The organism is Pseudomonas kermanshahensis, from assembly GCF_014269205.2.
In the GTDB taxonomy this organism is placed as follows: domain Bacteria; phylum Pseudomonadota; class Gammaproteobacteria; order Pseudomonadales; family Pseudomonadaceae; genus Aquipseudomonas; species Aquipseudomonas kermanshahensis.
Genome location: NZ_JABWRY020000001.1, coordinates 549,742 through 575,306, shown reverse-complemented (window position 1 = coordinate 575,306; position 25,565 = coordinate 549,742). Strand labels below are relative to the sequence as shown.

The 25,565-nt window shown below is 62.6% G+C and carries 21 protein-coding genes; 10 read left to right on the top strand and 11 right to left on the bottom strand.

The annotated features are described in order from the left end of the window. Nucleotides 1-6: 6 nt before the first annotated feature. From HU764_RS02660 to HU764_RS02650, 3 genes are read left to right on the top strand one after another with little or no spacing between them, the layout of a single operon-like run. Nucleotides 7-1,413 (top strand): NAD(P)/FAD-dependent oxidoreductase, encoded by a 1,407-nt coding sequence (locus tag HU764_RS02660; protein WP_186675591.1) that lies wholly within the window; start codon nt 7-9, stop codon nt 1,411-1,413. 32 nt (nt 1,414-1,445) lie between these two features. Further along, the gene (locus tag HU764_RS02655) at nt 1,446-1,787 is read left to right on the top strand and encodes a cupin domain-containing protein (protein ID WP_099452974.1); all 342 of its coding nucleotides are present in this window, start codon (nt 1,446-1,448) and stop codon (nt 1,785-1,787) included. 52 nt (nt 1,788-1,839) lie between these two features. Continuing rightward, nucleotides 1,840-2,919 carry a polyamine ABC transporter substrate-binding protein gene (locus tag HU764_RS02650; protein ID WP_186675584.1) on the top strand — a complete coding sequence of 360 codons (1,080 nt, stop codon included), beginning with the start codon at nt 1,840-1,842 and terminating at the stop codon, nt 2,917-2,919. 85 nt (nt 2,920-3,004) lie between these two features. Here HU764_RS02650 and HU764_RS02645 read toward each other — a convergent pair whose 3' ends face one another. The 3 genes from HU764_RS02645 to HU764_RS02635 all read right to left on the bottom strand — a co-directional run bounded on the left by HU764_RS02645 (nt 3,005) and on the right by HU764_RS02635 (nt 5,370). Beyond that, nucleotides 3,005-4,588: a peptide chain release factor 3 gene (locus HU764_RS02645; protein ID WP_027595568.1), complete on the bottom strand. Its 1,584-nt coding sequence runs from the start codon at nt 4,586-4,588 to the stop codon at nt 3,005-3,007. Between the two features lie 100 nt (nt 4,589-4,688). Then, a complete protein-coding gene (locus HU764_RS02640) occupies nt 4,689-5,018 on the bottom strand; it encodes an XRE family transcriptional regulator (protein WP_186675581.1) in 330 nt (109 codons plus the stop codon). Continuing rightward, nucleotides 5,002-5,370: a type II toxin-antitoxin system RelE/ParE family toxin gene (locus HU764_RS02635; RefSeq protein ID WP_186675578.1), complete on the bottom strand. Its 369-nt coding sequence runs from the start codon at nt 5,368-5,370 to the stop codon at nt 5,002-5,004. The genes HU764_RS02640 and HU764_RS02635 overlap by 17 nt, the downstream gene beginning before the upstream one ends. Before the next feature lie 400 nt (nt 5,371-5,770). On the opposite strand from HU764_RS02635, the gene HU764_RS02630 reads away from it, so the two are divergent. Genes HU764_RS02630 through HU764_RS02615 form a run of 4 tightly spaced genes read left to right on the top strand, consistent with a single transcriptional unit; the run spans nt 5,771 to nt 9,213 of the window. Further along, nucleotides 5,771-6,484, top strand: a complete 714-nt coding sequence (locus HU764_RS02630) for an ABC transporter permease (RefSeq protein WP_027595567.1) — start codon at nt 5,771-5,773, stop codon at nt 6,482-6,484. A 13-nt stretch (nt 6,485-6,497) separates the two neighbouring features. After that, nucleotides 6,498-7,409 (top strand): glycine betaine ABC transporter substrate-binding protein, encoded by a 912-nt coding sequence (locus tag HU764_RS02625; RefSeq protein ID WP_186675574.1) that lies wholly within the window; start codon nt 6,498-6,500, stop codon nt 7,407-7,409. After that, nucleotides 7,406-8,059, top strand: a complete 654-nt coding sequence (locus HU764_RS02620; protein WP_008090677.1) for an ABC transporter permease — start codon at nt 7,406-7,408, stop codon at nt 8,057-8,059. Before HU764_RS02625 ends, HU764_RS02620 begins: the two co-directional genes overlap by 4 nt. Beyond that, on the top strand, nt 8,056-9,213 hold the full coding sequence (locus HU764_RS02615) for an osmoprotectant ABC transporter ATP-binding protein OsmV (protein ID WP_186675571.1): 1,158 nt from the start codon (nt 8,056-8,058) through the stop codon (nt 9,211-9,213). The genes HU764_RS02620 and HU764_RS02615 overlap by 4 nt, the downstream gene beginning before the upstream one ends. A 123-nt stretch (nt 9,214-9,336) precedes the next feature. Here HU764_RS02615 and HU764_RS02610 read toward each other — a convergent pair whose 3' ends face one another. The 3 genes from HU764_RS02610 to HU764_RS02600 all read right to left on the bottom strand — a co-directional run bounded on the left by HU764_RS02610 (nt 9,337) and on the right by HU764_RS02600 (nt 13,337). Continuing rightward, a complete protein-coding gene (locus tag HU764_RS02610; protein WP_186675568.1) occupies nt 9,337-11,766 on the bottom strand; it encodes a TonB-dependent siderophore receptor in 2,430 nt (809 codons plus the stop codon). Nucleotides 11,767-11,874: 108 nt separating this feature from the next. Further along, nucleotides 11,875-12,837 carry a FecR family protein gene (locus HU764_RS02605; RefSeq protein WP_186703504.1) on the bottom strand — a complete coding sequence of 321 codons (963 nt, stop codon included), beginning with the start codon at nt 12,835-12,837 and terminating at the stop codon, nt 11,875-11,877. Between the two features lie 17 nt (nt 12,838-12,854). Continuing rightward, nucleotides 12,855-13,337, bottom strand: coding sequence for a sigma-70 family RNA polymerase sigma factor (locus HU764_RS02600; RefSeq protein WP_186675562.1), 483 nt, complete (start codon nt 13,335-13,337; stop codon nt 12,855-12,857). A 504-nt stretch (nt 13,338-13,841) separates the two neighbouring features. Here HU764_RS02600 and HU764_RS02595 point away from each other — a divergent pair. Beyond that, nucleotides 13,842-15,005: a type III PLP-dependent enzyme gene (locus HU764_RS02595; RefSeq protein ID WP_027595561.1), complete on the top strand. Its 1,164-nt coding sequence runs from the start codon at nt 13,842-13,844 to the stop codon at nt 15,003-15,005. Between the two features lie 156 nt (nt 15,006-15,161). Here HU764_RS02595 and HU764_RS02590 read toward each other — a convergent pair whose 3' ends face one another. Next, nucleotides 15,162-15,911 (bottom strand): SEL1-like repeat protein, encoded by a 750-nt coding sequence (locus tag HU764_RS02590; RefSeq protein WP_186675559.1) that lies wholly within the window; start codon nt 15,909-15,911, stop codon nt 15,162-15,164. A gap of 3 nt (nt 15,912-15,914) precedes the next feature. Beyond that, nucleotides 15,915-16,595: a Fe2+-dependent dioxygenase gene (locus tag HU764_RS02585; RefSeq protein WP_027595559.1), complete on the bottom strand. Its 681-nt coding sequence runs from the start codon at nt 16,593-16,595 to the stop codon at nt 15,915-15,917. Between the two features lie 221 nt (nt 16,596-16,816). Between HU764_RS02585 and HU764_RS02580 the strand changes: the two genes are divergently transcribed. Both HU764_RS02580 and HU764_RS02575 read left to right on the top strand, forming a co-directional pair. Then, nucleotides 16,817-19,123 carry a TonB-dependent receptor gene (locus tag HU764_RS02580; RefSeq protein WP_186675555.1) on the top strand — a complete coding sequence of 769 codons (2,307 nt, stop codon included), beginning with the start codon at nt 16,817-16,819 and terminating at the stop codon, nt 19,121-19,123. Between the two features lie 102 nt (nt 19,124-19,225). Further along, nucleotides 19,226-21,781, top strand: coding sequence for a PepSY domain-containing protein (locus HU764_RS02575; protein ID WP_186703503.1), 2,556 nt, complete (start codon nt 19,226-19,228; stop codon nt 21,779-21,781). Nucleotides 21,782-21,943: 162 nt separating this feature from the next. Here the strand turns inward: HU764_RS02575 and HU764_RS02570 are convergent, their stop codons facing one another. The 3 genes from HU764_RS02570 to der form a co-directional block, all read right to left on the bottom strand. Continuing rightward, complete coding sequence (locus HU764_RS02570) at nt 21,944-22,735, bottom strand: amidohydrolase (protein ID WP_186703502.1); 792 nt, start codon at nt 22,733-22,735, stop codon at nt 21,944-21,946. Further along, a complete protein-coding gene (locus tag HU764_RS02565) occupies nt 22,723-23,871 on the bottom strand; it encodes a pyridoxal phosphate-dependent aminotransferase (protein ID WP_099452965.1) in 1,149 nt (382 codons plus the stop codon). Before HU764_RS02565 ends, HU764_RS02570 begins: the two co-directional genes overlap by 13 nt. Before the next feature lie 208 nt (nt 23,872-24,079). Next, nucleotides 24,080-25,543, bottom strand: coding sequence for a ribosome biogenesis GTPase Der (der, locus tag HU764_RS02560; RefSeq protein WP_186675552.1), 1,464 nt, complete (start codon nt 25,541-25,543; stop codon nt 24,080-24,082). Nucleotides 25,544-25,565 lie beyond the last annotated feature (22 nt).

The window sequence follows — 25,565 nt, the reverse complement described above, 5'->3', positions numbered from 1 at the left end:
ACCCCGATGCAACCCCTGCGCACGCTCAGCCTGTGGATGGACCAGCTCGACGAGCCGCTGTGCGCGCGCCCGGCACTGCGCGATGACCTCGACGTTGACGTGTGCATCATCGGCGCCGGTTATACCGGCCTGTGGACCGCGTACTACCTCAAGCGCCAGGCGCCACAGCTGAACATCGCGGTGATCGAGGCCAACATCGCCGGCTTCGGCGCCTCCGGGCGCAATGGCGGCTGGCTGATGGGCAACCTGCTCGGCGAGGACCGCCTGCTCGCCACCCTGTCGCCGCAACAACGCCGCGCCAGCATCGACCTGTTGCACGGCATTCCCGATGAAGTGCACGCCGTGCTGCAACGCGAAGCCATCGACTGCGACTACCGCAAAGGTGGCGTGCTGTATTGCGCTGCCCGCTACCCCGAGCAGGAGCGCAGCCTGCGCGCCTACCTGGACGACCTCTATCGCCAGGGCATGACCGAGGATGACTACCGCTGGCTGCGCCCCGAGCAGTTGGACGCCCAGTTGCGGGTCAGTAACGCCTACGGTGCGATCTACAGCCCGCACACCGCAACGATCCAGCCGGCCAAGCTGGCGCGCGGCCTGGCCCTGGCGGTAGAAAACCTCGGCGTGCCGATTTACGAAAACACCCCTGCCATCGACTGGCAGCCGGGTGAAGTGCGTACCCCGCTGGCACGCATCCGCTGCCAGTGGACAGTACCCGCTGTGGAAGGTTACGCCGCCAGCCTGCCACCGCTGGGCAAACATCAGTTGCCAGTGCAGAGCCTGCTGGTGGCTACCGAGCCACTGCCGGAGTCGACCTGGGAGCAGATCGGCCTGAGCCAGGGCCAGGCGTTCAGCGAAAGCAGCCGCCAGGTCACCTATGGCCAGCGCACGGCCGACAATCGCCTGGTGTTCGGCGCCCGCGGCGGCTACCGCTTCGGTGGCCGGCTACGCGAAGACTTCACCCTGACCGATGCCGAAGTTGACCTGCGCCGCTACCTATTCAGCGAGCTGTTCCCCCAGCTCAAGCATGTGCGCATCACCCATTCCTGGGGCGGCAACCTGGGCATGGCCAGGCGCTTCCGCCCGCACATGCTGTGCGACCGCCAACGCGGTATTGCCCTGGCCGGTGGCTATGGCGGCGAAGGCGTCGGAGCCACCAACCTCGGCGGGCGCACCCTGGCTGCGCTGATCCTCAACCAGCACAACGCACTGACCGCACAACCCTGGGTGCTCGACAATCGTCCGCTGTCGAGCCTGGCCACCTGGCCTGCCGAGCCCTGCCGTTGGCTGGGCTACAACGCGATCATCCAAAGCTTCGTGCACGAGGACCGAACCCTCGCCAACCCCGCCAGCGCGCCTTGGAGGCGGCGCCTGGCCAGCTCGCTCGCAGACTTCATGGAAGGCTTCATGCACTGACTTCCCTTTCACCTACACAGGATCCACCGGTCATGAGCATCACTCAGTTCAAACACACCGACAGCGCCGTCCTGGACAGTTCCAACCCCGTAGCAGTCCCGCTCGGCGACCCCGTCGCGGTCACCTCGGTCACCTGCGTGGAACGCAGCGATGGCGTCGAAACCGGCATCTGGGAGTGCACCCCGGGGCGCTGGCGGCGGCAGATCGTGCAACAGGAGTTCTGCCACTTCATCAAGGGCCGCTGCACCTTCACCCCCGACGGTGGCGAGCCCCTCTCCATAGAAGCCGGAGACGCACTGATGCTACCGGCCAACAGCACAGGCACCTGGGACATTCAGGAAACCGTGCGCAAGACCTACGTTCTGATTTTCTGATCCGCTGATCGCCTGCCTTCGATAACAACAGACAAAGCAAGGTAAACCCGACATGCGCACCTTCCTTCTCGCACCCCTGATGCTGGCCGCCAGCGTGGCCAGCGCCGCCGACACGGTGAAAATCTACAACTGGTCCAGCTACGTTGCCCCTGACACCCTGAAAAACTTCCAGCAAGCCACGGGCATCGTGCCGACCTACGACGTGTACGACAGCAACGAAACCCTCGACGGCAAGTTGATGACCGGCAACTCCGGCTACGACGTGGTGTTCCCCTCCAACCACTTCATGGCCCGGCAGATCCAGGGCAAGGCCTTGAAGCCGCTGGACAAGTCGCAGTTGCCCAACTGGCACAACCTCAACCCCGTACTGCTCAAGGCGCTTGAGGTCAATGACCCGGGCAACCAGTACGGTTTTCCGTACCTGTGGGGCAGTACCGGTATTGGCTATAACATCGACAAGGTCAAGGCGATACTTGGCGAAAACGCGCCAGTGGACTCGTGGGACCTGATCTTCAAGCCTGAGTACATGAGCAAGCTGAAAAGCTGCGGTGTCGCGGTGCTGGACAACGGCCCCGAGCTGCTGCCAATCGCCCTTCACTACCTGGGCTTGGCGCATCACAGCCAGGATCCGAAGGACTACGAGAAGGCCAAGGACCTGCTGATGAAGGTACGGCCGTACATCAGCTACTTCCATTCTTCCAAATACACCGGCGACCTGGCGAATGGCGATATCTGCGTGGTGGTGGGCTTCTCGGGTGACGTGCTGCAGGCGAAAAACCGTGCGGATGAAGCGAACAATGGTGTGAAGGTGGGGTATTCAATCCCGAAGGAAGGTGCGCCAATGTGGTTCGACATGGTCGCCATGCCAGCCGATGCACCGGATGAGAAGGCCGGGTATGCCTACATGAATTACTTGTTGCAGCCAGACGTGATGGCCAACATCAGCAACCATGTGCAGTACGCCAACGGCAACCTCAAAGCCGACGGGCTGGTGGACCCGGCGATGAAGGGCAATACGATGATTTACCCCAGCGACGAGCTGATGGGCAAACTGTATGCACTGGAGGCGATGCCGGCCAAGATCGACCGCATCCGGACGCGGATCTGGACCAGTATCAAGGCAGGCAACTGAATGCGGCCGTAACACGGTCACTGTGGGAGCGGGTTCACTCGCGGGTAAACCCGCCCCCACAGGGTCAGTTAGCAGGCTCTCGAAATCAGTGGTGTTCGCGGGTAGCGCGGAACTTGACGTCCGGCCAGCGCTCTTCCATCAGCGACAGGTTGACCCGGGTCGGCGCCAGGTAGGTCAGGTGACCGCCACCGTCGATGGCCAGGTTCTCCATGGCCTTGGTCTGGAATTCCTCGAGCTTCTTCTTGTCGTCACAGCTGATCCAGCGCGCGGACCACACAGTGATCGGCTCGTAGGCGCACTCGACCTTGTACTCTTCCTTCAGGCGGCTGGCGACCACGTCGAACTGCAGCACACCGACGGCACCGAGGATGATGTCGTTGCTGCGCTCGGGGAAGAACACCTGGGTCGCGCCCTCTTCGGCCAATTGCTGCAGGCCCTGACGCAACTGCTTGGATTTGAGCGGGTCTTTCAGGCGCACACGGCGGAAAAGCTCTGGAGCGAAGTGCGGAATACCGGTGAAGCCCAGCGCCTCGCCTTCGGTGAAGGTGTCGCCGATCTGGATGGTGCCGTGGTTGTGCAGGCCGATGATGTCGCCAGCAAAGGCTTCTTCCAGCTGCTCGCGCTCGGAAGAGAAGAAGGTCAGCGCGTCACCGATGCGCAGGTCCTTGCCGGTGCGCACGTGGCGCATTTTCATGCCCTTCTCGTACTTGCCCGAGCAGATGCGCATGAAGGCGATACGGTCGCGGTGTTTCGGGTCCATGTTCGCCTGGATCTTGAACACGAAGCCTGTGAACTTCTCTTCCACCGGCTCCACGGTACGCTCGTGGGCCACACGGGCCAGCGGGCGCGGCGCCCAGTCGACAACAGCGTCGAGCACATGGTCGACACCGAAATTGCCCAGTGCGGTACCGAAGAACACCGGTGTCAGCTGGCCATTGATGAACTCGTCCTGATCGAATTCATGGCAAGCGCCCTGAACCAGCTCAAGCTGCTCAAGGAAGCGATCATATTCGTCACCCAGGTGCGCACGGGCTTCATCGGAATCGAGCTTCTCGATGATCTTGACCTCAGTACGCTCATGGCCGTGGCCCGGGGTGTAGACGATGATGTAGTCGCCGGCCAGGTGGTACACGCCCTTGAAATCGCGGTAGCAACCGATCGGCCAGGTGATCGGCGCGGCCTTGATCTTCAGAACGGCTTCGATCTCGTCGAGCAGTTCGATCGGGTCGCGGATGTCACGGTCGAGTTTGTTGATGAAGCTGACGATGGGCGTGTCGCGCAGGCGGCAGACGTCCATCAGAGCGATGGTCCGCGGCTCTACACCTTTACCGCCGTCGAGCACCATCAGCGCCGAGTCCACCGCGGTCAGGGTGCGGTAGGTGTCTTCCGAGAAGTCTTCGTGGCCGGGGGTGTCGAGCAGGTTGATCATGTGCTCGCGGTATGGGAACTGCATCACCGAGGTGGTGATGGAGATGCCGCGCTGCTTCTCCATTTCCATCCAGTCGGAGGTGGCGTGGCGGTCGGACTTGCGCGACTTCACGGTACCCGCGACGGCAATGGCCTTGCCCATCAGCAGGAGCTTCTCGGTGATGGTGGTCTTACCGGCGTCGGGGTGGGAAATGATGGCGAAAGTGCGGCGCTTCGCGACTTCGGCGGCCTGGTTGGTCATGGGAAATCGCCTGACTGGGGGATTCAAAAAGGGGCGATATCATACCTGAAGTTGGGCGGGGACCAAAATTTGATCCCCGCCGTTGGTCAATGACGGTCAATCAGGCGCGCTTTGCCTGATCCTCACAAAAGCCGTCAAGCGTTACAGGTGGACGGCCAGGCATATGAACGACGAGCTCCAGGGTGCCACCCAATGCCTCCACATAACTACGCAGGGTCGAAATCAACATGTCACTGCGCTTCTCCACCTTGGATATGTTGGCCTGACGAATGTCCAGACGCTCTGCCAAACCTTCTTGAGTGAATTCGAGCTGTTTACGCAATGCCTGAAGCGTCATTTCTTCGCGAATCAATTGACGCCCCAGCTGCTCCACCCGCTCCCTGCGTTCAGGGGACAATCCGTTGATGACCTCATCAAGTGTCTTGGACATCTTTCTCTCCTCTCGACAGGTGATTCTCAAAGCGAGCGTCTGCTTGCTTGATCAACCCCTGATAAAACCTGTGCTCCCCAACACCGCACTTGTCACCGGCCACCAGGATGACTGCCTGGCGGTCAGGATCGAAAGCAAATGCGACCCGCCAGACCGCATTGCGCCCAGTGAATCTCAACTCTTTCATGTTCGGATATCGGGATCCATTCAATGTATCGACATGAGGTCGCCCAAGCGCTGGCCCTGATGATTGCAGCAACCGCAGGTGACCCAGCATTCGCTCCTGAACGCTGTCATCCAACGCATCGAAATCGCTGATGAACTCCTCACAAAATCTGATCGTCCACGCCAACAAAATACCTCCAGAGGAATATTCCCTCAAGTAAATATTGAAAGAACCGAGAGGGGAATTTTGTCCATCAGCACAATTGGATTGATAGCAGGTAAACCAACGCCTTTACGTAGGAATAACGTTGTTTTCTCGTATGAAAAAACACCTCTCCCAGTGATTAACACTGGCCAAATGCCGCCTCAGATGGGAACCTTTACGCCCTCGGAGACGTCCACTCCCCTGCAACCCGCTTCGGTTGGGGACTGGTTTCATCAGCTTTTTCGGGCCCGACGGGGTTCGGCTCATGGCCTGATCGCAGCCTTCGGTTGCTTCACGCTGCTACTCGCGAACACACCACTCGCTGCCAGGTATGGCCGGCCAAAAAAAGAGTGTGCTCGCCGACAACACAAGGAGTCCGCCTGTGGCTACACGCTACGGAAAAGGGCTGTTGGGATGCGCCACCGTGCTCGTCATCCTGGCCCTGCTGATCCACTGGATCGGCATCGACACGATCGCGCGTTACCGCGACGATCTTGGGTTCTACCTGCAAGCGCACCTGATACTGGTGCTGGCTTCGATGGCGGCGGCGTTGGCCGTGGGCATCCCCGCTGGCATTGCGCTTAGTCGACCGCACCGGGTCGACAAAGCCGAGCGCTTCATGCAGTTCTTCAACGTTGGCAATACCATTCCCCCGCTGGCCGTTCTGGCCATCGCGCTCAGTATCCTGGGCATCGGCGCCGGGCCTGCGATCTTCGCGCTGTTCCTCGCCTCCCTCCTGCCCATCGTGCGCAACACTTACGAAGGCCTGAAAAACGTCCCCGCCTCGCTCAAGGAAGCCGCCACCGGCATCGGCATGACCCCGCGCCAGCAACTGTGGCAGGTGGAACTGCCCAATGCCGTGCCAATCATCGTCGGCGGTGTGCGTGTGGCCCTGGCGCTGAACGTGGGCACCGCACCCCTGGCATTCCTGATTGGCGCCAACAGCCTGGGCAGCCTGATTTTCCCTGGCATTGCCCTGAACAACCAGCCGCAGCTGCTGCTGGGCGCCGCATGTACGGCGCTGCTGGCCTTGCTGCTCGACGCCCTGGTGAGCTTCTCCAGCAAGCGCTGGCTGGAACGTGGCCTGGCCCAATAAGACGAGGGAACGTATGAAGAAGAGAATCGCCTTGCTGCTCGGCGCAGCCCTGCTGTTTGCAGGTGTTGCCCAAGCAGCGGACAAACCGCTGGTGCGTATCGGCGCGCGGGTGTTCACCGAACAGACCGTGCTTGCCGAAATCACCGCCCAATACCTGCGCGCCAACGGCTTCGATGTGCGCGTGACCACCGGCCTTGGCAGCAGCATTGCACGCCAGGCGCAGGAAACCGGTCAGCTCGACCTGATGTGGGAGTACACCGGTGTGTCGTTGGTGTCGTACAACCACATCGATGAACGCATGCCAAACGCCGAAGCCACCTACGCCAAGGTCAAGGCGCTTGATGCGAAAAAAGACCTGATCTGGCTGACCCCGTCGAAATTCAGCAACACCTATGCCCTTGGCCTACCGAAACAGGTCGCCGAGGCCTACCCGCAGGTGAATACGATCAGCGACCTCAACCAGGTGCTACGTGACGAAAGCAAACGCAACCACCTGGTAGCCCTGGACACCGAGTTCGCCAATCGCCCGGACGGCCTGGTCGGCCTCAAAGCCATGTACGACCTGCAAGTCGGCAGGGCCAACATCCGCCAGATGGACGCGGGGCTGGTTTACACCGCCATGCACAACAACCAGGTGTTCGCCGGGCTGGTCTACACCACCGACGGGCGCCTGAACGCGTTCGACCTCAAGTTGCTCGAAGACGACAAGCACTACTTCCCTGACTACACCGCTGCGCCTGTCGTACGCAAAGCCGTGCTCGACGCCAACCCGCAATTGGCCGCCCTGCTCAAACCGCTGGCCGAGCAGCTCGACGACGAAACCATGCGTCAGCTCAACGCCAAGGTCGACGTCGAACACCAGAACCCGACCGCCGTGGCCGCAGCCTTCCTGCGTGAACACCCCTTGAAGGAGGTACAGCCATGAGCCTGCTCGACACCTTCGCCCACCTCGATTGGGCCCAGGTCCTGCAATTGACCTGGCAGCACATCATGTTGGTCGGCATTGCCGTCAGCCTGGCCATCCTCGTCGGCGTGCCACTGGGCATCCTGATGACTCGCTTCCCGGCCGTCGCCGGCCCCCTGCAAGCCAGTGCCACAGTGCTGCTGACCATCCCCTCGATCGCCCTGTTCGGCCTGCTGCTGCCGTTCTATTCCAAGTTCGGCCAGGGCCTCGGCCCGCTGCCGGCGATTACCGCCGTGTTCCTTTATTCACTGCTGCCGATTCTGCGCAACACCTACCTGGCGCTGACCAACGTCGAGCCCGGCATCCGTGAAGCCGCGCGCGGCATCGGCATGACCTTCGGCCAGCGCCTGCGCATGGTCGAGCTGCCCATCGCGGTGCCGGTAATCCTGGCCGGCGTACGCACCGCCGTAGTGATGAACATCGGCGTGATGACCATTGCCGCGACCATCGGTGCTGGCGGCCTGGGCGTCCTCATCCTCACCTCCATCAGCCGCAGCGACATGTCGATGCTGCTGGTCGGCGCCGTATTGGTCAGCCTGCTGGCGATCATCGCCGACCTGCTGCTGCAAACCCTGCAACGTGCCCTGACTCCAGAAGGACTGCGCTCATGATCGAACTCAAGAACCTCAGCAAAACCTTCAACGTCAACGGCAAGGACGTCAAAGCCGTCGACGCGGTCAACCTCACCGTCAACGAGGGCGAAATCTGCGTGTTCCTCGGCCCTTCGGGCTGCGGCAAGAGCACCACGCTGAAGATGATCAACCGCCTGATCACGCCCACCTCGGGCCAAGTGTTCATCAATGGCGAAGACACCAGCGCGCTGGACGAAGTGACCCTGCGCCGGCGCATTGGCTACGTGATCCAGCAGATCGGCCTGTTCCCCAACATGACCATCGAAGAGAACATCACCGTGGTCCCGCGCCTGCTCGGTTGGGACAAGCAGAAGTGCCACGACCGCGCCCGCGAGCTGATGCACATGATCAAGCTCGAACCCAAGCAGTACCTGCAGCGCTACCCACGCGAGCTGTCCGGCGGCCAGCAGCAGCGTATTGGCGTGATCCGCGCCCTGGCGGCCGAGGCCCCGGTGTTGTTGATGGACGAGCCGTTCGGCGCGGTCGACCCGATCAACCGCGAGATGATCCAGAACGAGTTCTTCGAGATGCAGCGGGCGCTGAACAAGACCGTGATCATGGTCAGCCATGACATCGACGAAGCGATCAAGCTGGGCGACAAGATTGCCATCTTCCGTGCCGGCAAGCTGTTGCAGCTGGACCACCCGGACACCCTGCTGGCGCACCCGGTGGATGATTTTGTCAGCAACTTCGTCGGCCAGGACAGCACATTGAAACGCCTGTTGCTGGTGCGGGCCGAGGATGCGGCAGACAACGCACCGTCGGTAAGCCCGGAGACGCCGGTGAGCGATGCGCTGGAGCTGCTGGACGAGCACGACCGCCGCTATGTGGTAGTGACCGATGCGCAGAACAAGGCGATGGGCTATGTGCGCCGGCGCGACATGCACCGCCAGCAAGGGACCTGTGGCGACTTCCTGCGCCAATTCAACGCCACGGCGTCGCACGATGAGCACTTGCGCATCCTGCTGTCGCGGATGTACGAGTTCAACCGAGCGTGGTTGCCGGTGCTGGATGCCGAGCAGGTGTTTTTGGGCGAGGTGACGCAGGAGTCGATTGCGGCTTACTTGAGCTCGGGGCGTTCGCGGGGGGCGAAGACTTCGATCGTGTCGCCGGCTGAGGCAGTGCTTTCATAAAAGCCGGGGGCGCTTTGCGCCCCATTCGCGGGGCAAGCCCGCTCCCACAGGTTAAGCACCAGCCTCAAGGCTTGCAAAAGTCCTGTGGGAGCGGGCTTGTCCCGCGAAGCAGGCGACGCACTATCAGAACCCTACACTGGCCTGCACATAGAACGTCCGCGGCTCACCCACATAAATGCCCGCATTGTTATCGCTGGAGCGGGTGAAATACTGCTTGTCGAACAGGTTCTTCACCCCCGCCGCCAGCGTCAGGTTGGACAACTTCGGCCCGAAGTCGTACCCACCGCGGGCATGCCAGGTCACGTAGCCCGGAATGTCGCCGTACTGCCCATCGGCACTCGGTTCGGTGATGTAGTCGCCATTGAAGCTGCCATCGGCATTGATACCGGTACCCGGCGCGCGCTGTTTGGATTGAGCGTAGGCGTCCAGGTTCCAGGTCCAGTGGTTGACCGCGTAACGCACGCCGGCAGTGGCCACCTGGCGTGAGTAGAACGGCAGGTCACGGCCCTTGAAGCCAGGAATCTCCCCCTCGTATGTCGCGCGGGTATAGGTATAGCCGCCATTGACCGACAACCCCTCCAGCCGTGCATCCAGCCCGGCCAGGTCATAGCGCACCGACGCCTCGATCCCTTGGTGCTTGGTCGCACCCAGGTTGGTCCAGCCGACATCGTTGCTGATGTACTGCAGCTCGTCATCGAAGTCGATATAGAACGCTGTCAGCTCACCGGCGAAGCCGCCATTGTCATAACGCGTACCAACCTCGTAGGTCCTGGCCTTTTCCGGCTCTAGGCCATTGGCCGTGCTGTTGCCGGTGCCGCCTTGGCCCAGCTGGAAGTACTGCAGGCTGCCGAACGAGGTCTCGTAGTTGGCGAACACCTTCCAGGCATCGGAGAGGTGGTACATCACACTCAGCGCCGGCAGCGGCTCGTTGCTGGTGATGCTGCGCTTTTTCTCCGCCACCGGGCGGTTGTTGGCGTCCAGCACCGGGCGGTCGCGCCAGTCGGTGTTGATGTGCTCAAAGCGCACGCCCGGGGTGATGGTCCAGTTGCCGACGTCGATCTTGTCATCGATGTAGTAGGCGCTGGCTTCGGTGCCGCCGCTGCGGTCCTGGAACACGTGGCCATCGGCGGTCGGGGTCGACGTCGGTACGTTGTCGATCAGCGCCAGGCGGGTCGACTGCTCGCGCATGGCTTCTTTCAGGTAGCGATAGCCAACACTGACTTCCTGGGTGGTCGGGCCGGCGAAGAAGATCCGCGACACCCGCGGCTCGATGGCGAAGGTGTGGTAGTTGCGTGGGTACGAGGACAGGGTCTTCATGTCACGCGAGGCGATGGCACTGCCGCGAAAACTGTCGGTGTAGTAGGTCAGCACTTCGAACTGGGTGGCGTCGTCGAGCTGGCGCTGCCACTTGAACGACACGTCTTTGCGCCGGCCGGCAAAGTAGTCGTAGTCACGCAGCGACTGGTACGGGTTGCTGTCGTACTGAGCTTGGGTCAAGCCACCGGGCATGTCGGCACGGCCATCGTAGTAGTGGAAGTTGAGCCAGAACTCGTCGACGTCGGTCGGCGCCCAGTGGGTCTTGAGGATGACGTCGTCGATGTCGTTGCCGTTGTTGCTCTCGCGGTAGCCGTTGCCGTTCACCCCGGTGTACAACAGCGCAACGCCGATGCCGTTGTCGGCGGTGCCGCCGACGAAGGCCGATTCGGTGTGCTTCCAGCCGCCGTGCTGCGAGGTTTCAAGGGTGGTGGAAAGTTGTGCCGAGGCCTGCTCCGGGATTGCCCGGGTGACGAAGTTGATCACCCCTCCGACGTTCTGCGGGCCATAGCGCACAGAGCCGGCACCGCGCACCACGTCGATGCTGTCGAGGTTGCCCGAAGAGATCGGCGCCATCGACAACTGCGGCTGGCCATAAGGGGCGAAGGCAGCCGGGATGCCATCGATCAACACGGTCGAGCGTGGCGACAAACGCGAAGTCAGGCCGCGCACGCCAACGTTCAGGGACAGGTCGCTGCCACCGGTGCCGTTGGAGTCCTGCACCTGTACGCCAGGGATACCGCGCAGCACGTCGCGCACGTTCATCGCGCCCTTCTCCACCATGGCCTCACGCCGCACCACGGTGCGCGCGCCTGGGTGGTTCTGGACCACGGCCTGGTCAGCATCGCCCAGCCAGTCGCCGACAACCTTGATGTCAGTGGGCGCCAGCTCCAGGCTACCGCTGCCCAGGTCGAGCGTGGTGGGCAGTGGCTTGACCACCACGGTGTCCTGCGACACCTCGAACGTCAGCCCGCTGCCTTGCAGCAACTGTTGCAGCGCCTGCACCGGCGCCAGGTTGCCGGACACTGCCGGGGCCTGCTTACCAGCCACAAGCTCCGGGCTGTAGAACAGCTGCAGGTTGGTTTGTTGGCCCAGCTGGCTCAGCGCCGAAGCCAGCGGTTGCGCCTGGATCTGAATGGCAGTGTCGGCCTGCTCGGCCTGGCTGTTGACGGCCACGGCACTGACCGCAAGGGCCAGCGCCAGGGCGCGCACGCGTGGGAAAGGCTTGTTGTTGTTCACGTCGTCGAGACATCCTGAAGTTCGGGATAAACGCCAACCGCATGCAAATGGAAATGCTTGGCAGTTGCAGCTGGCGAGGAAGACGAACGGGCTGAAAAAAACCTGAATCTATTTCGCGATTATTTCGCGAGAACCGTCTTCATGGGCTTTGATGGCCACCGGCAGAATGCTCGGCAAGGCGCGCAGCAAGGCATCGGTGTCGTCGCTGCTGAAGGTGCTGGACAGGCGCAACTGCGCCACCTTGCCGGGGGCAACGCGCAGCGGCTCAGTGCGGTAGCGCGACACTTCGGCCACCACCTCGGCCAGGGTGGCGTTGTCGAACACCAGCTTGCCCTGGCGCCAGGCGGTGAGCGCGGCGGCATTGACCGCGAAGGGAGGCGTCACCTTGCCTTGTGCATCTATGTGCGCGCCCAGGCCGGCCGTCAGTTGCGCCTGCGAGGCATCCTTGCCCTGCACACGCACCGAACCCTGCTCCACCGCCACGCGGGTGGCGGCCGGGTCCAGGCGCACATCGAAGCGGGTGCCGATGACGGTCACGCTGCCTTGGGCGGTATCGACCACAAACGGCCGGCTGCTGTCGTGGGCCACGATGAACATGGCTTCGCCGGCATTCAGCTGGATGTGCCGGCGCCCGGCGCTGAAATCAACCTGCAGTTGCGTGCCGCCGTTCAGCGTCAGCTGCGACCCATCCGGCAACTCGACCTGCCGACGTTCGGCAAAGGCGGTCTGCAACTGGCCCTGATGGTTGAGGCGCTGGTACTGCCAGCCACTCCAACCCAGCCCCAGGGCAACCACTGCCACCCCGGCCGCCAGTGCCTGGCGTACCAGGCGCCGCCGTGGCAGTTGATGCACGGGCTCTGCTTGGCACAGCGCCTCGAGGCGCTGGCGCGGAATGAAGTCGGCGGCGCGCCACAGGCTGGCAAGCTGCTCGAATTCATCGCGATGGCGCGGGTCCGCTGCCAACCAGGTGTGCAAGCGCGCCTGCAGCTCGGCATCCCGCGGCGCGTCCTGCACGCGGGCGAACCATTCGGCCGCCTGCTTGCGGACGGTGTCGGTGCCGTGCTGTTTCATCGAGGTCTCCTGACTCATCATCCCGACACATCCAGGTGTTCACGCAGGTGTCGGAGCGTGCGGATCATATACTTTTCGACCATGTTCTTGCTCAAGCCCATGCGCTGAGCGATCTCGGCCTGGGTCAGGCCTTCGAGCTTCTGCCAGATGAACACACAGCGGCAGTTGAGGGGCAATTCGGCCAGCGCCCGTTCGACGCTGTCGGCCAGCTCCAGGGCGTGCACGTAGGCTTCGGGGTCGCCGCTGCTGCTTGTGCTGCTTTCATCGAACACTTCCAGCGCCTGGCGCCGATCCTCGCGGCGAAAACCATCCACCGCAATGTTGCGCGCCGTCTGGTGCAGGTAAGCGCGTGGCTGCTCGACCTGCTCGCGGGGGTTCTCCAGAACCCTGACGAAGGCATCGTGCGTGAGGTCCTCGGCCTGCTGGCGACTGCGCAGCTTGCGCGTCCAGGTGCCGATCAGCTCATGGTAGTGGTCGAGGAAGCCTTTGTGTGCGGACACGGTGGGGGTCGTCAGGGAGGCAGACTAGGGTGCGAATAGTAATGTTTCTCATCAAAACCGGAAAATCCGCCAGTCGGTAACAAAAAATTTTTGCGGATTTCATGGACGGAAGTGCCTGAAGAGCGTGGCCATAAATATGAACACCTTGCGCCTGTTCGCGGGCAAGCCCGCTCCCACACAAGCCCTGCAAACCCTGTGGGAGCGGGCTTGCCCGCGAAGAGGCCGGGAGGGTCCTTCCACAATATTTAACGCTTCAAACATCGAGGGGAACATCTGCCGGTCACATGAGTCGGTTATTCAAATGGCAGGTCGTCGATCCGCGACGAACACGCCCGGATTGCCTGTTGATCTTGCATTCTTCACGCCCTAAAGTGCGCGCCGAACGTCCATGCTGGAAACGATCCATCCGGCTCAAGTACTGAGTAGGCGAACCAAAGTGGGGATACGGAGGACGTTCAGTTTGCAGCCACTTATCTTTTCAGTTTGCCCATGGAGTCCCTGAGCATGTCGATCCAGGTCGAAGACTATTTCGCGCGTGACACCTTCCAGAAAATGAAGGCGTTCGCCGACAAGCAGGAAACCCCGTTCGTACTCATCGATACCCAGATGATCAGCCAGGCCTATGACGACCTGCGCGCCGGTTTCGAATTCGCCAAGGTCTACTACGCGGTCAAGGCCAACCCGGCGGTCGAGATCATCGACCTGCTCAAAGAAAAAGGTTCGAGCTTCGACATCGCCTCGATCTACGAGCTGGACAAAGTGATGGACCGTGGCGTCAGCGCCGACCGCATCAGCTACGGCAACACCATCAAGAAATCCAAGGACATCCGCTACTTCTACGAGAAGGGCGTGCGCCTGTATGCCACCGACTCGGAAGCCGACCTGCGCAACATCGCCAAGGCCGCACCGGGCTCCAAGGTTTACGTGCGTATCCTCACTGAAGGCTCGACCACTGCCGACTGGCCGCTGTCGCGCAAATTCGGCTGCCAGACCGACATGGCCATGGACCTGCTGATCCTCGCCCGCGACCTGGGCCTGGTGCCCTACGGCATCTCCTTCCACGTGGGCTCGCAGCAGCGCGACATCAGCGTCTGGGACGCTGCCATCGCCAAGGTCAAGGTGATCTTCGAGCGCCTGAAAGAAGAAGACGGCATCGAACTGAAGCTGATCAACATGGGTGGCGGCTTCCCGGCCAACTACATCACCCGTACCAACAGCCTCGAAACCTACGCCGAAGAAATCATCCGCTTCCTGAAGGAAGACTTCGGTGACGACCTGCCGGAAATCATCCTCGAGCCAGGCCGTTCGCTGATCGCCAACGCCGGCATCCTGGTCAGCGAAGTGGTGCTGGTGGCGCGCAAGTCGCGCACCGCGGTCGAGCGCTGGGTGTACACCGACGTGGGCAAGTTCTCGGGCCTGATCGAAACCATGGACGAGTCCATCAAGTTCCCGATCTGGACCGAGAAGAAAGGCGAGATGGAAGAAGTGGTCATCGCCGGCCCGACGTGCGACAGCGCCGACATCATGTACGAGCACTACAAGTACGGCCTGCCGCTGAACCTGGCGATCGGTGACCGCCTGTACTGGCTGTCGACCGGTGCCTACACCACCAGCTACAGCGCGGTGGAATTCAACGGCTTCCCGCCGCTGAAGGCCTACTACCTGTAATGAACAACGGGGCCGCAAGGCCCCGTTTTCATGTGTGCTGGCTTGTGCCGGCCTCTTCGCGGGGCAAGCCCGCTCCCACAGGACCCTGATGTGCCACAGGCAACAGATAACTTGTGGGAGCGGGCTTGCCCCGCGAAGAGGCCAGCCGTCTAGACATCATTCCCCGCGCTGTTCGAGTTCCTCGGCATACCCTGCTGCATACCCCGCCAGCAACGGCCCTGCCCCGCGCAATGTCGCTACCGCACTGCGCAAGAAATTCACATTCCCCTCAACCCGCGCCCGCTCCAGCCAAGGCCCGGCTTCAGCCAGTTGCCCCCGCTCAACCAGCACCATCGCCAAACTGAACATCCCGCGAAAGTCCCCCGCCTCGGCCGAACGCCGATACCAGCGCACCGCCCGCGCCGGGCTTGCCGCCGTGGCAATGCCCTGTTCCAGGTAACGCCCGTACAGGTTCATCGACTTGGCATGCCCCAACTGTGCGGCCTTCTCGTAACAGACCAAGGCCTGGGCCTGATTGGCCGGCACCCCGCGCCCGGTGGCCAGCAGGTTGCCCAAATTGTAAAGGCCCCAGTCCAGCCCGGCGTCTGCCGCCCGGGCATAGTGAATGGCCGCCTGCGTAAGGCTGACTTCACCGCCCCAGCCATGCTCCAGGCAACGCCCCAGCATATTGCAGGCCATGACACTGCCTCCCTGCGTGGCAATGGCGAACCAGCGCCGGGCCAGGTCTACATCCTGCTCAATACCGCGCCCATCCAGCAGAATCTGACCCAGCAGCAACTGCGCCTCGACCACCCCCTCCCCCGCTGCCGCCAGGATCGCCTGGGCCGCCTTGCCGGGGCTGTCTTCGAGCATGGCCTTGAGGCCTGCAACATCCACCACTTCTTCACGACGCAACGGGTATGACACGGTTCAGACCTCAGCCCAGCGGCGCAGCAGGTTGTGGTAAGTCCCCGTCAACTGCAGCAGCGATGGGTGATCGGGCACATCGGCAGTGAGTTGCTGGATGGCATTGTCCATCTCGAACAGCAGCGCACGCTGGCTGTCCTCGCGTACCAGGCTCTGCGTCCAGAAAAACGCCGCATAACGCTGGCCGCGGGTCACCGGGTTGACCTTGTGCAGGCTGGTGCCGGGGTACAGCACCAGGTCGCCAGCTGCCAACTTGACCTGCTGCACGCCGTAAGTGTCCTGAATCACCAGTTCGCCGCCGTCGTAGCTGTCCGGGTCGCTGAGGAACAGCGTCGAGGACAGGTCGGTACGCACGCGCTCCGGGCTGCCCTTGGGCTGGCGCAGCGCATTGTCGATGTGGAAGCCGAAGTTGCCGCCTTCGCGGTAGCAGTTGATCAGCGGTGGAAACACCTTGTGCGGCAGCGCTGCCGACATGAAGCGCGGGGTGTTCCAGAGGCGGTCGATCAGCGCGCTGCCCAGCTCCTTGGCCAGCGGGTGGCCTTCAGGCAACTGCAGGTTGTGCTTGGCCTTGGCCGATTGATACCCGGCAGTGACCTTACCATCGGCCCAATCAGCCTGCTCCAGCGCCTCGCGGATACGCGTGAGTTCGTCGGCATCGAACAGGCCGGGAATGTGAAGCAGCATGGCGGCGGCACCTGGGCAAATGTAAAGGCGTCAATGATATTGATTCCCTTTTACATACCACAAGCCCCATTCGCCGCTTAAGACGTTTCAGCCACTGAAAACCGTAAAGGCAAACTGTAAAGATTGTAAATTCTTCACGAATGGTAACGACTCTCAATTGTTAGTCACAATTGCTTACATTAAGATCCGCCGCCTTATCACCTTGGGGAAGGTCCTTACCAATGCGTCACTACGTGCCATCTGCTGTGAGTTCACCACGCCTGATCGTGACCGCCATCGGCGTCGCCATCACTGCCTCGACCGCCTACGCTGCCGAGCCTGCCGCCAACAACGCCGTCACCCTGGATGCCACCAGCGTCAACGGCAAGGCCGAACAGGCCAGCACCGACTACAAGGTCGAGAAAGCCTCATCGCAGAAGTACACCGCGCCGCTGGTAGACACCCCACGCTCGGTCACGGTGATCCCGCAGCAGGTCATCAAGGACACCAACGCCCTCAGCCTGCAGGACGCCCTGCGCACGGTACCTGGCATCACCTTTGGTGCCGGTGAAGGCGGCAACCCGCAAGGTGACCGGCCGTTCATCCGCGGCTTCGACGCCCAGGGCGACACCTACCTGGACGGCGTGCGCGATACCGGCGCGCAAACCCGCGAGATCTTCGCCATCGAGTCGGTGGAAGTGGCCAAGGGCCCGAACTCGGCCATCGGCGGCCGTGGCGCCGCGGGCGGCACCATCAACCTGGTGAGCAAGCGCGCGCACCTGGGCAACTCGCTGGATGGCGCCTGGACCTGGGGCAGTGACCAGACCCAACGCTACACCTTCGATGGTAACTACCAGTTCAGCGACACAGTGGCCGGTCGTCTCAACCTGATGACCCACGAGAGCAACGTCGCCGGCCGCGACAAGGTCAACTACGACCGCTGGGGCATCGCCCCGTCCCTGGCTTTCGGCTTGGGCACCCCGACCCGCGTCAACCTCGACTACTACCACCTGGAAAGCGACGACCTGCCGGACTCCGGCATCCCGTACACCATTCCTACCGGTGGTAGCGGCGCCCGTACCTCGGCGCACCCGAGCAAACCGTACGATGGCGGGGACAGTGATAACTTCTATGGCCTGACCGGCCGCGACTTCCGCAAGAGCCGCGTCGACATCGCCACCTTCGCGATCGAGCACGACCTGACCGACGCGCTGACCATCAAGAACACCCTGCGTCACGGCAACAGCATGCAGGATTACATCCTGACCCAGCCCGACGACAGCAAGGGCAACGTCAACAACGGCAGCGTCTGGCGCCGCGCCAACAGCCGCGTTGGCAACACCGCCACCACCACCAACCAGACCGACCTGTTTGGTGAGTTCTATGTGGGTGGGATGAAAAACAGCTTCTCCACCGGTATCGAGCTGAGCCGGGAAGAGAGCAAGCGTTCGTCGTACACCGTTGATACCAACACGGGGGGCTCCACCGCCTCGACGTGCAACCCAAGCCTGATCGGCGCAAACAGTGGCTACAACTGCACCTCGTTGAGCAATCCGAACCCGGATGATCCGTGGAATGGCGCGATCTCGCGCAACTACGCCGGCACCGACACCAAGAGCAACACCCGCGCCCTGTACGTCTTCGACACCTTGGAGCTGACGCCTGACTGGCTGCTGAACATGGGCCTGCGCTACGACCACTTCGACACTCAGTACCGCACCTACGATGCCGCTGGCGCCACCGTGGTCAACGCCAAGGGCGTGGCCTCCAAGGGCCGTGATACCAGCGAGTTCATCACCGGCCAACTGGGCCTGGTCTGGAAGCCGGCCGAAAACGGCAGCATCTATGTCTCCTACGCCACCTCCGCGACGCCACCCGGCGCGATGCTCGGCGAGGGCACCGAAGGCAACCCATTGGGCAACACCAGCGACCGTGCCGGCAACCTGCTGAGCAGCGACATGGAGCCGGAAGAAACCACCAACTACGAAATCGGCACCAAGTGGGACCTGCTCGACCAGCGCCTGTCCCTGGCCGCCGCGCTGTTCCGTACCGAGAAGGAAAACGCCCGCGTTCAGGTGGACACCACCACCTACGAAAACGTCGGCGAAACCCGCGTGCAGGGTATTGAGCTGTCGGCCAGCGGCAAGCTCACTGACAAGTGGCAGGTCTTTGCCGGCTACACCTACATGCAGGCGCGCCAGATCGATGGCGGCGCGCTGGGCAAGGCCAACGATGGCAACCAGCTGCCGAACACGCCGAACAACAGCGCCAGCCTGTGGACCACGTATTCGATCACGCCGAAGCTGACCGTCGGGGGTGGCGCGTTCTATGTGGATGACGTGTACGGCAGTGTGGCCAACACCACCATGGTCGACAGCTACGTGCGCTACGACGCCATGGCCGCCTACAAGCTGACCAAGAACGTCGACCTGCAGCTGAACGTGCAGAACCTGACCAACGAGGTGTACTACGACAAGGCGTTCTCCACCCACTTCGCCAACCAGGCGGCCGGGCGGACAGCGTTGCTGACCACCAGCGTTCACTTCTAAAGCAACACCCCGGAGCCCCGTTCATTCCAGTGAGCGGGGCTTTTGCGTACCAAGGCATAATGCACGCCGCCTGAACTGAAACGGCAAGACAAGGTGATCGATGTGGTGAAGAAGACGCTGTTCCAATTGCACTGGTTCTTTGGCATCACCGCTGGCCTGGTGCTGGCCTTGATGGGCATCACCGGGGCGATCTGGTCGTTTCAGGAAGAACTGCTTCGGGCCTTCAATGCCGATGTGCTGAAGGTCGAAGTACGCCCCGAGGGCGTATTACCGCCCGCCGAACTGGTGCAGCGAGTCGAGGCCGCACGAGGCGACAAGGTCGCGATGCTGTGGGTGGACCTGCACGAAGGCAACGCTGCGCGGATCTTCTTCACACCGCCGCCAGGCCAGCGCCGTGGTGAGCTGCGTTATGCCGACCCGTACACCGGCGAGCTCAAGGGTGAAGTGGCCGGGCAGGACTTCTTCAACCTGATGCTCAACCTGCACCGGTTCCTGGCCATGGGCGACAGCGGCCGGCAGATCACCGGTGCCTGCACCCTGATGCTGATCTTCTTCTGCCTCTCTGGCCTGTACCTGCGCTGGCCGCGCAAGGCGCTCAACTGGCGGGTCTGGCTGACCTTCGAGTGGGCCAAGAAAGGCCGCGCCTTCAACTGGGACCTGCACGCCGTGGCCGGTACCTGGTGCCTGCTGTTCTACCTGCTGTTCGCCCTCACCGGCCTGTTCTGGTCCTATGAATGGTACCGCGAAGGCCTGAACAAACTGCTGGCCGATACGCCGGCAGCGGGCCAGCAGCAAAAACGCGGCGAAGGCCGAGGCCGCCACGGGCCACAGAAGGTCGCCAAGAACGCACCGCCGCTGGTGGTCGACTACGACGCCATCTGGGCCAACCTCAAGGAGGCCGCAGGCCCGGGCCTGGCCATGTACAACCTTCGCCTGCCACCGGCAGGTGGCCAGCCGGCCAACCTCTTCTACCTAGTGGACGATGCCGCGCACCCGCGCGCCTTCAACACGCTGGTCCTCGACCCGGCCACCGGCCAGGTGAAAAGCCACGACCGCTACACCGACAAATCCTTCAAGGCGCAGTTGCTGCAGAGCGTTTACGCCCTGCACGTAGGCGAATACTTCGGCTTGCCGGGCCGGATCATCGTCACCCTCGCCAGCCTGACCATGCCGCTGTTCTTTGTCACCGGCTGGCTGCTGTACCTTGACCGCCGCCGCAAGAAACGCCAGGTTCGCGCTGCCCGAGGCGGCGTCGACAGCACCCAGGCTGGCAGCGACAGCTGGCTGATCGGCTTTGCCAGCCAGAGCGGCTTCGCCGAACAGCTGGCCTGGCAAAGTGCCGGGCAATTGCAGGCGGCTGGCCTGCCGGTGCAAGTCCGCGCCTTGGCCGAACTGGGCGAGGATGACTTGCGCCAGGCCCGTCGCGCCTTATTCGTGGTCAGTACCTTCGGCGATGGCGAAGCGCCAGATAGCGCCCGCGCGTTCGAGCGCAAGGTGCTTGGCCAACCCTGGGCGCTGAACAACCTGCACTATGCTGTGCTCGCCCTAGGCGACCGCCAATACCCGCACTTCTGCGGCTTTGCCCGTCGCCTGCAGGCTTGGTTGGGTGAACGCGGCGCCAGCACGGCGTTCAGCCCGGTGGAGGTGGACAACGCCGACCAGGCGGCGCTGCAACAATGGCAACAGGCACTGGCGCAGCTGACGGGGGCCCAGCCGGTCACGGCCTGGCAGCCGCCGAGTTTCGGCAACTGGACGCTGGTGCAACGTGAGTTGATGAACCCGGGCAGCCAGGGCTTGCCGGTCTACCTGATCGGCCTGCGCCCTGAGGAGCCTGCCAGCTGGCAAGCCGGCGACCTGGTGGAAATCCTGCCGCGCAATGCTCAGCTGCGGGTCGACGCCTTCCTCGACGGCCTGGGCCTGGATGCCAACGCAACCGTACAGCTCGACGGCCTGAGCGAAACCTTGGGCCAGGCGCTGGCCAGCCGTCAGTTGCCCAGCCGGCGCGATCAGTTGGTGGGCTTGCACGCACAGGCGCTGGTCGATGCGCTGGTACCGATCGGCACGCGTGAATACTCCATCGCGTCGATCGCCAGTGACGGTGTATTGGAATTGATCGTGCGCCAGGAACGTCACCCGGATGGCAATTTCGGGCTGGGGTCTGGTTGGCTGACCGAGTACCTGCCGGTGAATGGCCTGCTGAGCATGCGCCTGCGCCGCAACAGTGGCTTCCACCTGCCCGAGTCACCGGTGCCGATGATTCTGATCGGCAACGGTACTGGCCTGGCTGGCCTGCGCAGCCTGCTGCGCGCGCGGGTTAACGCGGGCGAACAACGCAATTGGCTGCTGTTCGGTGAACGTAACCGCGCGCATGACCTGCTGTGCGGCAACGAACTGCAGGGCTGGCTCGACAGCGGCGACCTGGCGCGCCTGGACCTGGCGTTTTCGCGGGATCAGGCCGAGAAGGTGTATGTGCAGGATGTGTTGCTGCAGCAGGCTGATGCGTTCAAACGCTGGGTGGCGGATGGCGCCTGTGTGTATGTCTGCGGCAGCTTACAGGGCATGGCGGCCGGCGTTGATGCGGCGCTCAAGGGCATGCTTGGAGAAGCCGTTGTACAGCAACTGATCGAGGATGGGCGGTATCGGCGGGATGTGTACTGATACTGGCCCGTGCTAGCCACTGAGGGCCTGTAGGAGCGGCCTTGCGTCGCGAAAGGGCTGCAAAGCAGCCCCAGCAATTTATGCTGTAACGCCGAAACCCCGGGGCCGCTTTGCGGCCCTTTCGCGACGCAAGGCCGCTCCTACAACTGGGCCAGTACTGCCTTAGTGCAGCTCGAAGGTATCGGCATCCAGGTTCGCCGGGAACTTGGCCCGGTACGCCGCCAGCTCCGCCGCTCTCAACACCACCGTGAACACCCCGTCCGCTTCGCCAGCACTGAGCAGGCTCTCGCCCTGGAAGTCCAGCACTTGGCTGTCACCGGAATAGGCGAAGCCTTTGCCATCGGTGCCCACGCGGTTCACCGCCGCGACAAAGCACAGGTTCTCGATGCCCCGCGCCGGCAGCAGTCGATTCCAGTGCTGGCGGCGCGCCGCCGGCCAGTTGGCGGTGTACAGCAGCAGGTCGGTGTCCTGGGCATCACGGCTCCACACCGGGAAGCGCAGGTCGTAGCAGATCAACGGGCGTACCCGCCAGCCCTTGATCTCGAACTGCACCTGACGCTCGCCGGGGGTGTAATGCTTGTGCTCACCCGCCATGCGGAACAGATGGCGCTTGTCGTAGTGCAAGATCTCACCGTCCGGGCGCGCCCACAGCAGGCGGTTGCGGTGGCTGCCATCGGCGGCCTGGATGATCACGCTGCCGGTGATCACCGCGTCGTACTTCTTCGCCTGGGCCTTGAGCCATTTGTAGGTCGGGCCGTTCTCGGGCTCGGCCAGGCTTTCGGACTGCATCGAGAAGCCGGTGGTGAACATCTCTGGCAGGATCACCAGGTCCACCTCACCCACTTGCTTCAGCAGTTCCTCGAAGTGCGCATAATTGGCCTCGCGGTCGTGCCAGGCCAGGGTGGTCTGCACCAAGGCGATTTTCAGGTCGGGCAGTGTACTCAGATCGCGCATAGCTTTTCCGCCGCCTGACGCAGCGTCTCCTCACGTTTGGCAAAGCACAGGCGCACCAGGCGTTGCTCGGGGATGGGTTGCTGGTAGAACACCGACACCGGAATGGTCGCCACGCCGTGCTCACGGGTCAGCCACAACGACATCTCGACATCGTTCAGGTCCGGGCGGATCTGCGAATAGTCCACCAGCTGGAAATAGGTGCCGGCCGTGCGGCGGAAACTGAAGCGCGAACCTTCGAGCAAATCGCAGAACAGGTCGCGCTTGGCCTGGTAGAAGCCTGGCAGTTCATCGAGGTGCTCGGGGTGCTCGGCCATGAAGTCGGCCAGCGCGCACTGCAACGGCGTGACGCCGCAGAAATTGACGTACTGGTGCACCTTGCGCAGCTCGGCACTCAGGGCCGGTGGCGCGATCACGTAGCCAGTTTTCCAACCGGTCACATGGTAGGTCTTGCCGAACGAACTGACCACGAAGGCACGGCTATAGAGCTCGGCATGGGCCAGCACGCTGGCGTGGCGTACGCCGTCATACACCAGGTGCTCGTAGACTTCGTCGCTGACTAGGTAGATATCGCGATCAGCGATTAGCTGCGCCAGCTGGTCCAGGTCTTCACGGGTGATCAGTGCGCCGCTGGGGTTGTGCGGCGAGTTGAGAATGACCATGCGGGTACGCGGGCTGAGGGCATCGCTGAACCGCTGCCAGTCGATGCGGAAGTCGCCGTCGCTCAGTTGCACATGCACACAACGGCCACCGGCCAGCTCCACCGACGGCTCGTAGCTGTCATAGCACGGGTCGAAGACGATGACTTCGTCACCGGCCTGGATCACCGCCTGAATGGCGCAAAAGATTGCCTCGGTGGCACCTGGGGTGATGGTCACTTCGTGATCGGCATCCACCTGTGCGCCATACAACCGTGCGACCTTGGCCGCTACCTGCTGGCGCAGGGCCGGCAGGCCAGTCATTGGCGCGTACTGGTTATGCCCGGCGGCCACATGCCGGCCCACTGCATCGAGCAACGCCTGCGGGCCGTTGAAGTCGGGGAAGCCTTGGGAAAGGTTGAGCGCACCGGTCTGTACGGCGAGCTGGGACATGGTGGTGAAGATGGTCGTGCCGACATTCGGCAGTTTGCTGCGGATCATGAAGCCCTCTTTCCTGGGGTTTATCCGGCACGGGGTGGAGTCCGAGCATAGCGGATCGAGCGGTCAGGAAAAAGGTTGAAACAATAGGGGATTGCGTTGGATCAAGAGACCCTGTGGGAGCGGGCTTGCCCCGCGAACACGGGCAAAGCCCGTGCCATCCATCGCGTTGCCTGCTTCGCGGGGCAAGCCCGCTCCCACATGGAGTTGATCAGCGCTTATCGCGGCGCTTCTTCTCGGCCTTCTTGTGGTGCGACATCAAGCGGCGCTTCTTGTTGACCTGGCGATCGGTGAGGGTGTTTTTCTTGCCCTCGTACGGGTTCTCACCGCCCTTGTACTCGATGCGGATCGGCGTACCGACCAGTTTCAGCACGCGGCGGTAGGTGTTTTCCAGGTAACGCGAGTACGACTTGGGAATGCTCTCGGTCTGGTTGCCGTGGATCACGATCAGCGGCGGGTTGGCACCGCCCAGGTGGGCATAACGCAGCTTGATGCGGCGGCCATTGACCAACGGCGGCTGGTGCTCGCTGACCGCGTCTTCGAGGATTTGCGTCAGGCGGCTGGTTGGCCAACGGGTGACCGCCGACGTGAACGCGGCCTGTACCGACTTGTACAGGTTGCCCACGCCCGTGCCGTGCAGCGCGGAAATGAAGTGGATGTCGGCGAAATCGACGAAGAACAGCCGGCGTTCCAGCTCGGTCTTCACGTAGGCGCGCTCACCCGGCTCCATGCCATCCCATTTGTTCAGGGCGATGACGATGGCGCGGCCGGCTTCGAGGGCAAAGCCCAGCAGGTTCAGGTCGTGGTCAACCACACCTTCGCGGGCATCCATGACGAAGATGACCACGTTGGCGTCTTTGATCGCCTGCAGTGTCTTGACCACCGAGAACTTCTCGACTTCCTCGTGGATCTTGCCGCGCTTGCGCACCCCGGCGGTGTCGATGAAGGTGTACTTGTCGCCATCGCGCTCGAACGGGATGTAGATACTGTCTCGGGTGGTGCCCGGCTCGTCGTAGACCACCACGCGCTCTTCGCCGAGCATGCGGTTGACCAAGGTCGACTTGCCGACGTTCGGGCGGCCGATGATGGCGATCTTGATGCCATCTTTTTCGCTTGGGCCAGGAATGCGCGCGGCTTCCTCGCCTTCGGCGACGTCCTGGTCGAGGGCTTCGTCCTCGGCATCACGCGGCAGGTGGCCGAGCACGGCTTCCATCAGGGCGTTGATACCACGGCCCTGGGAGCCCGCCACCGGAATGGCGTTGCCCATGCCCATCGGCGAGAACTCGGCACGCGCAACGTCGGGGTCGATGTTGTCGATCTTGTTGGCAACCAGAATCGCCGACTTGTTGCGCTTGCGCAGGTGCTCGGCAATCATCTGGTCGGCTGCGGTCATGCCCGCACGGGCATCGACCAGGAACAGCACATAGTCGGCTTCTTCGATGGCCATGAGCGACTGCTCGGCCATTTTCTCGTCCATGCCCACTTCGTCACCGGTGATACCGCCGGTGTCGATCAGGATGAAAGAACGACCCTGCCAGGAGGCATCACCATACTGGCGGTCACGGGTCAGGCCCGACAGGTCACCGACGATGGCATCGCGGGTCTTGGTCAGGCGGTTGAACATGGTGGATTTGCCGACGTTCGGCCGTCCCACCAGGGCGATTACGGGAACCATGCGGCTCTCCACTCTTGAATTC

What these genes read in the sequence shown, in the direction of transcription:
- HU764_RS02640 (WP_186675581.1), bottom strand. Translation starts at nt 5,018, where the DNA reads ATGTCCAAGACACTTGATGAGGTCATCAACGGATTGTCCCCTGAACGC.
- HU764_RS02595 (WP_027595561.1), top strand. Translation starts at nt 13,842, where the DNA reads ATGTCGATCCAGGTCGAAGACTATTTCGCGCGTGACACCTTCCAGAAA.
- HU764_RS02655 (WP_099452974.1), top strand. Translation starts at nt 1,446, where the DNA reads ATGAGCATCACTCAGTTCAAACACACCGACAGCGCCGTCCTGGACAGT.
- HU764_RS02615 (WP_186675571.1), top strand. Translation starts at nt 8,056, where the DNA reads ATGATCGAACTCAAGAACCTCAGCAAAACCTTCAACGTCAACGGCAAG.
- HU764_RS02580 (WP_186675555.1), top strand. Translation starts at nt 16,817, where the DNA reads ATGCGTCACTACGTGCCATCTGCTGTGAGTTCACCACGCCTGATCGTG.
- HU764_RS02570 (WP_186703502.1), bottom strand. Translation starts at nt 22,735, where the DNA reads ATGCGCGATCTGAGTACACTGCCCGACCTGAAAATCGCCTTGGTGCAG.
- HU764_RS02625 (WP_186675574.1), top strand. Translation starts at nt 6,498, where the DNA reads ATGAAGAAGAGAATCGCCTTGCTGCTCGGCGCAGCCCTGCTGTTTGCA.
- HU764_RS02605 (WP_186703504.1), bottom strand. Translation starts at nt 12,837, where the DNA reads ATGAAACAGCACGGCACCGACACCGTCCGCAAGCAGGCGGCCGAATGG.
- HU764_RS02650 (WP_186675584.1), top strand. Translation starts at nt 1,840, where the DNA reads ATGCGCACCTTCCTTCTCGCACCCCTGATGCTGGCCGCCAGCGTGGCC.
- HU764_RS02645 (WP_027595568.1), bottom strand. Translation starts at nt 4,588, where the DNA reads ATGACCAACCAGGCCGCCGAAGTCGCGAAGCGCCGCACTTTCGCCATC.
- HU764_RS02660 (WP_186675591.1), top strand. Translation starts at nt 7, where the DNA reads ATGCAACCCCTGCGCACGCTCAGCCTGTGGATGGACCAGCTCGACGAG.
- HU764_RS02620 (WP_008090677.1), top strand. Translation starts at nt 7,406, where the DNA reads ATGAGCCTGCTCGACACCTTCGCCCACCTCGATTGGGCCCAGGTCCTG.
- der (WP_186675552.1), bottom strand. Translation starts at nt 25,543, where the DNA reads ATGGTTCCCGTAATCGCCCTGGTGGGACGGCCGAACGTCGGCAAATCC.
- HU764_RS02585 (WP_027595559.1), bottom strand. Translation starts at nt 16,595, where the DNA reads ATGCTGCTTCACATTCCCGGCCTGTTCGATGCCGACGAACTCACGCGT.
- HU764_RS02565 (WP_099452965.1), bottom strand. Translation starts at nt 23,871, where the DNA reads ATGATCCGCAGCAAACTGCCGAATGTCGGCACGACCATCTTCACCACC.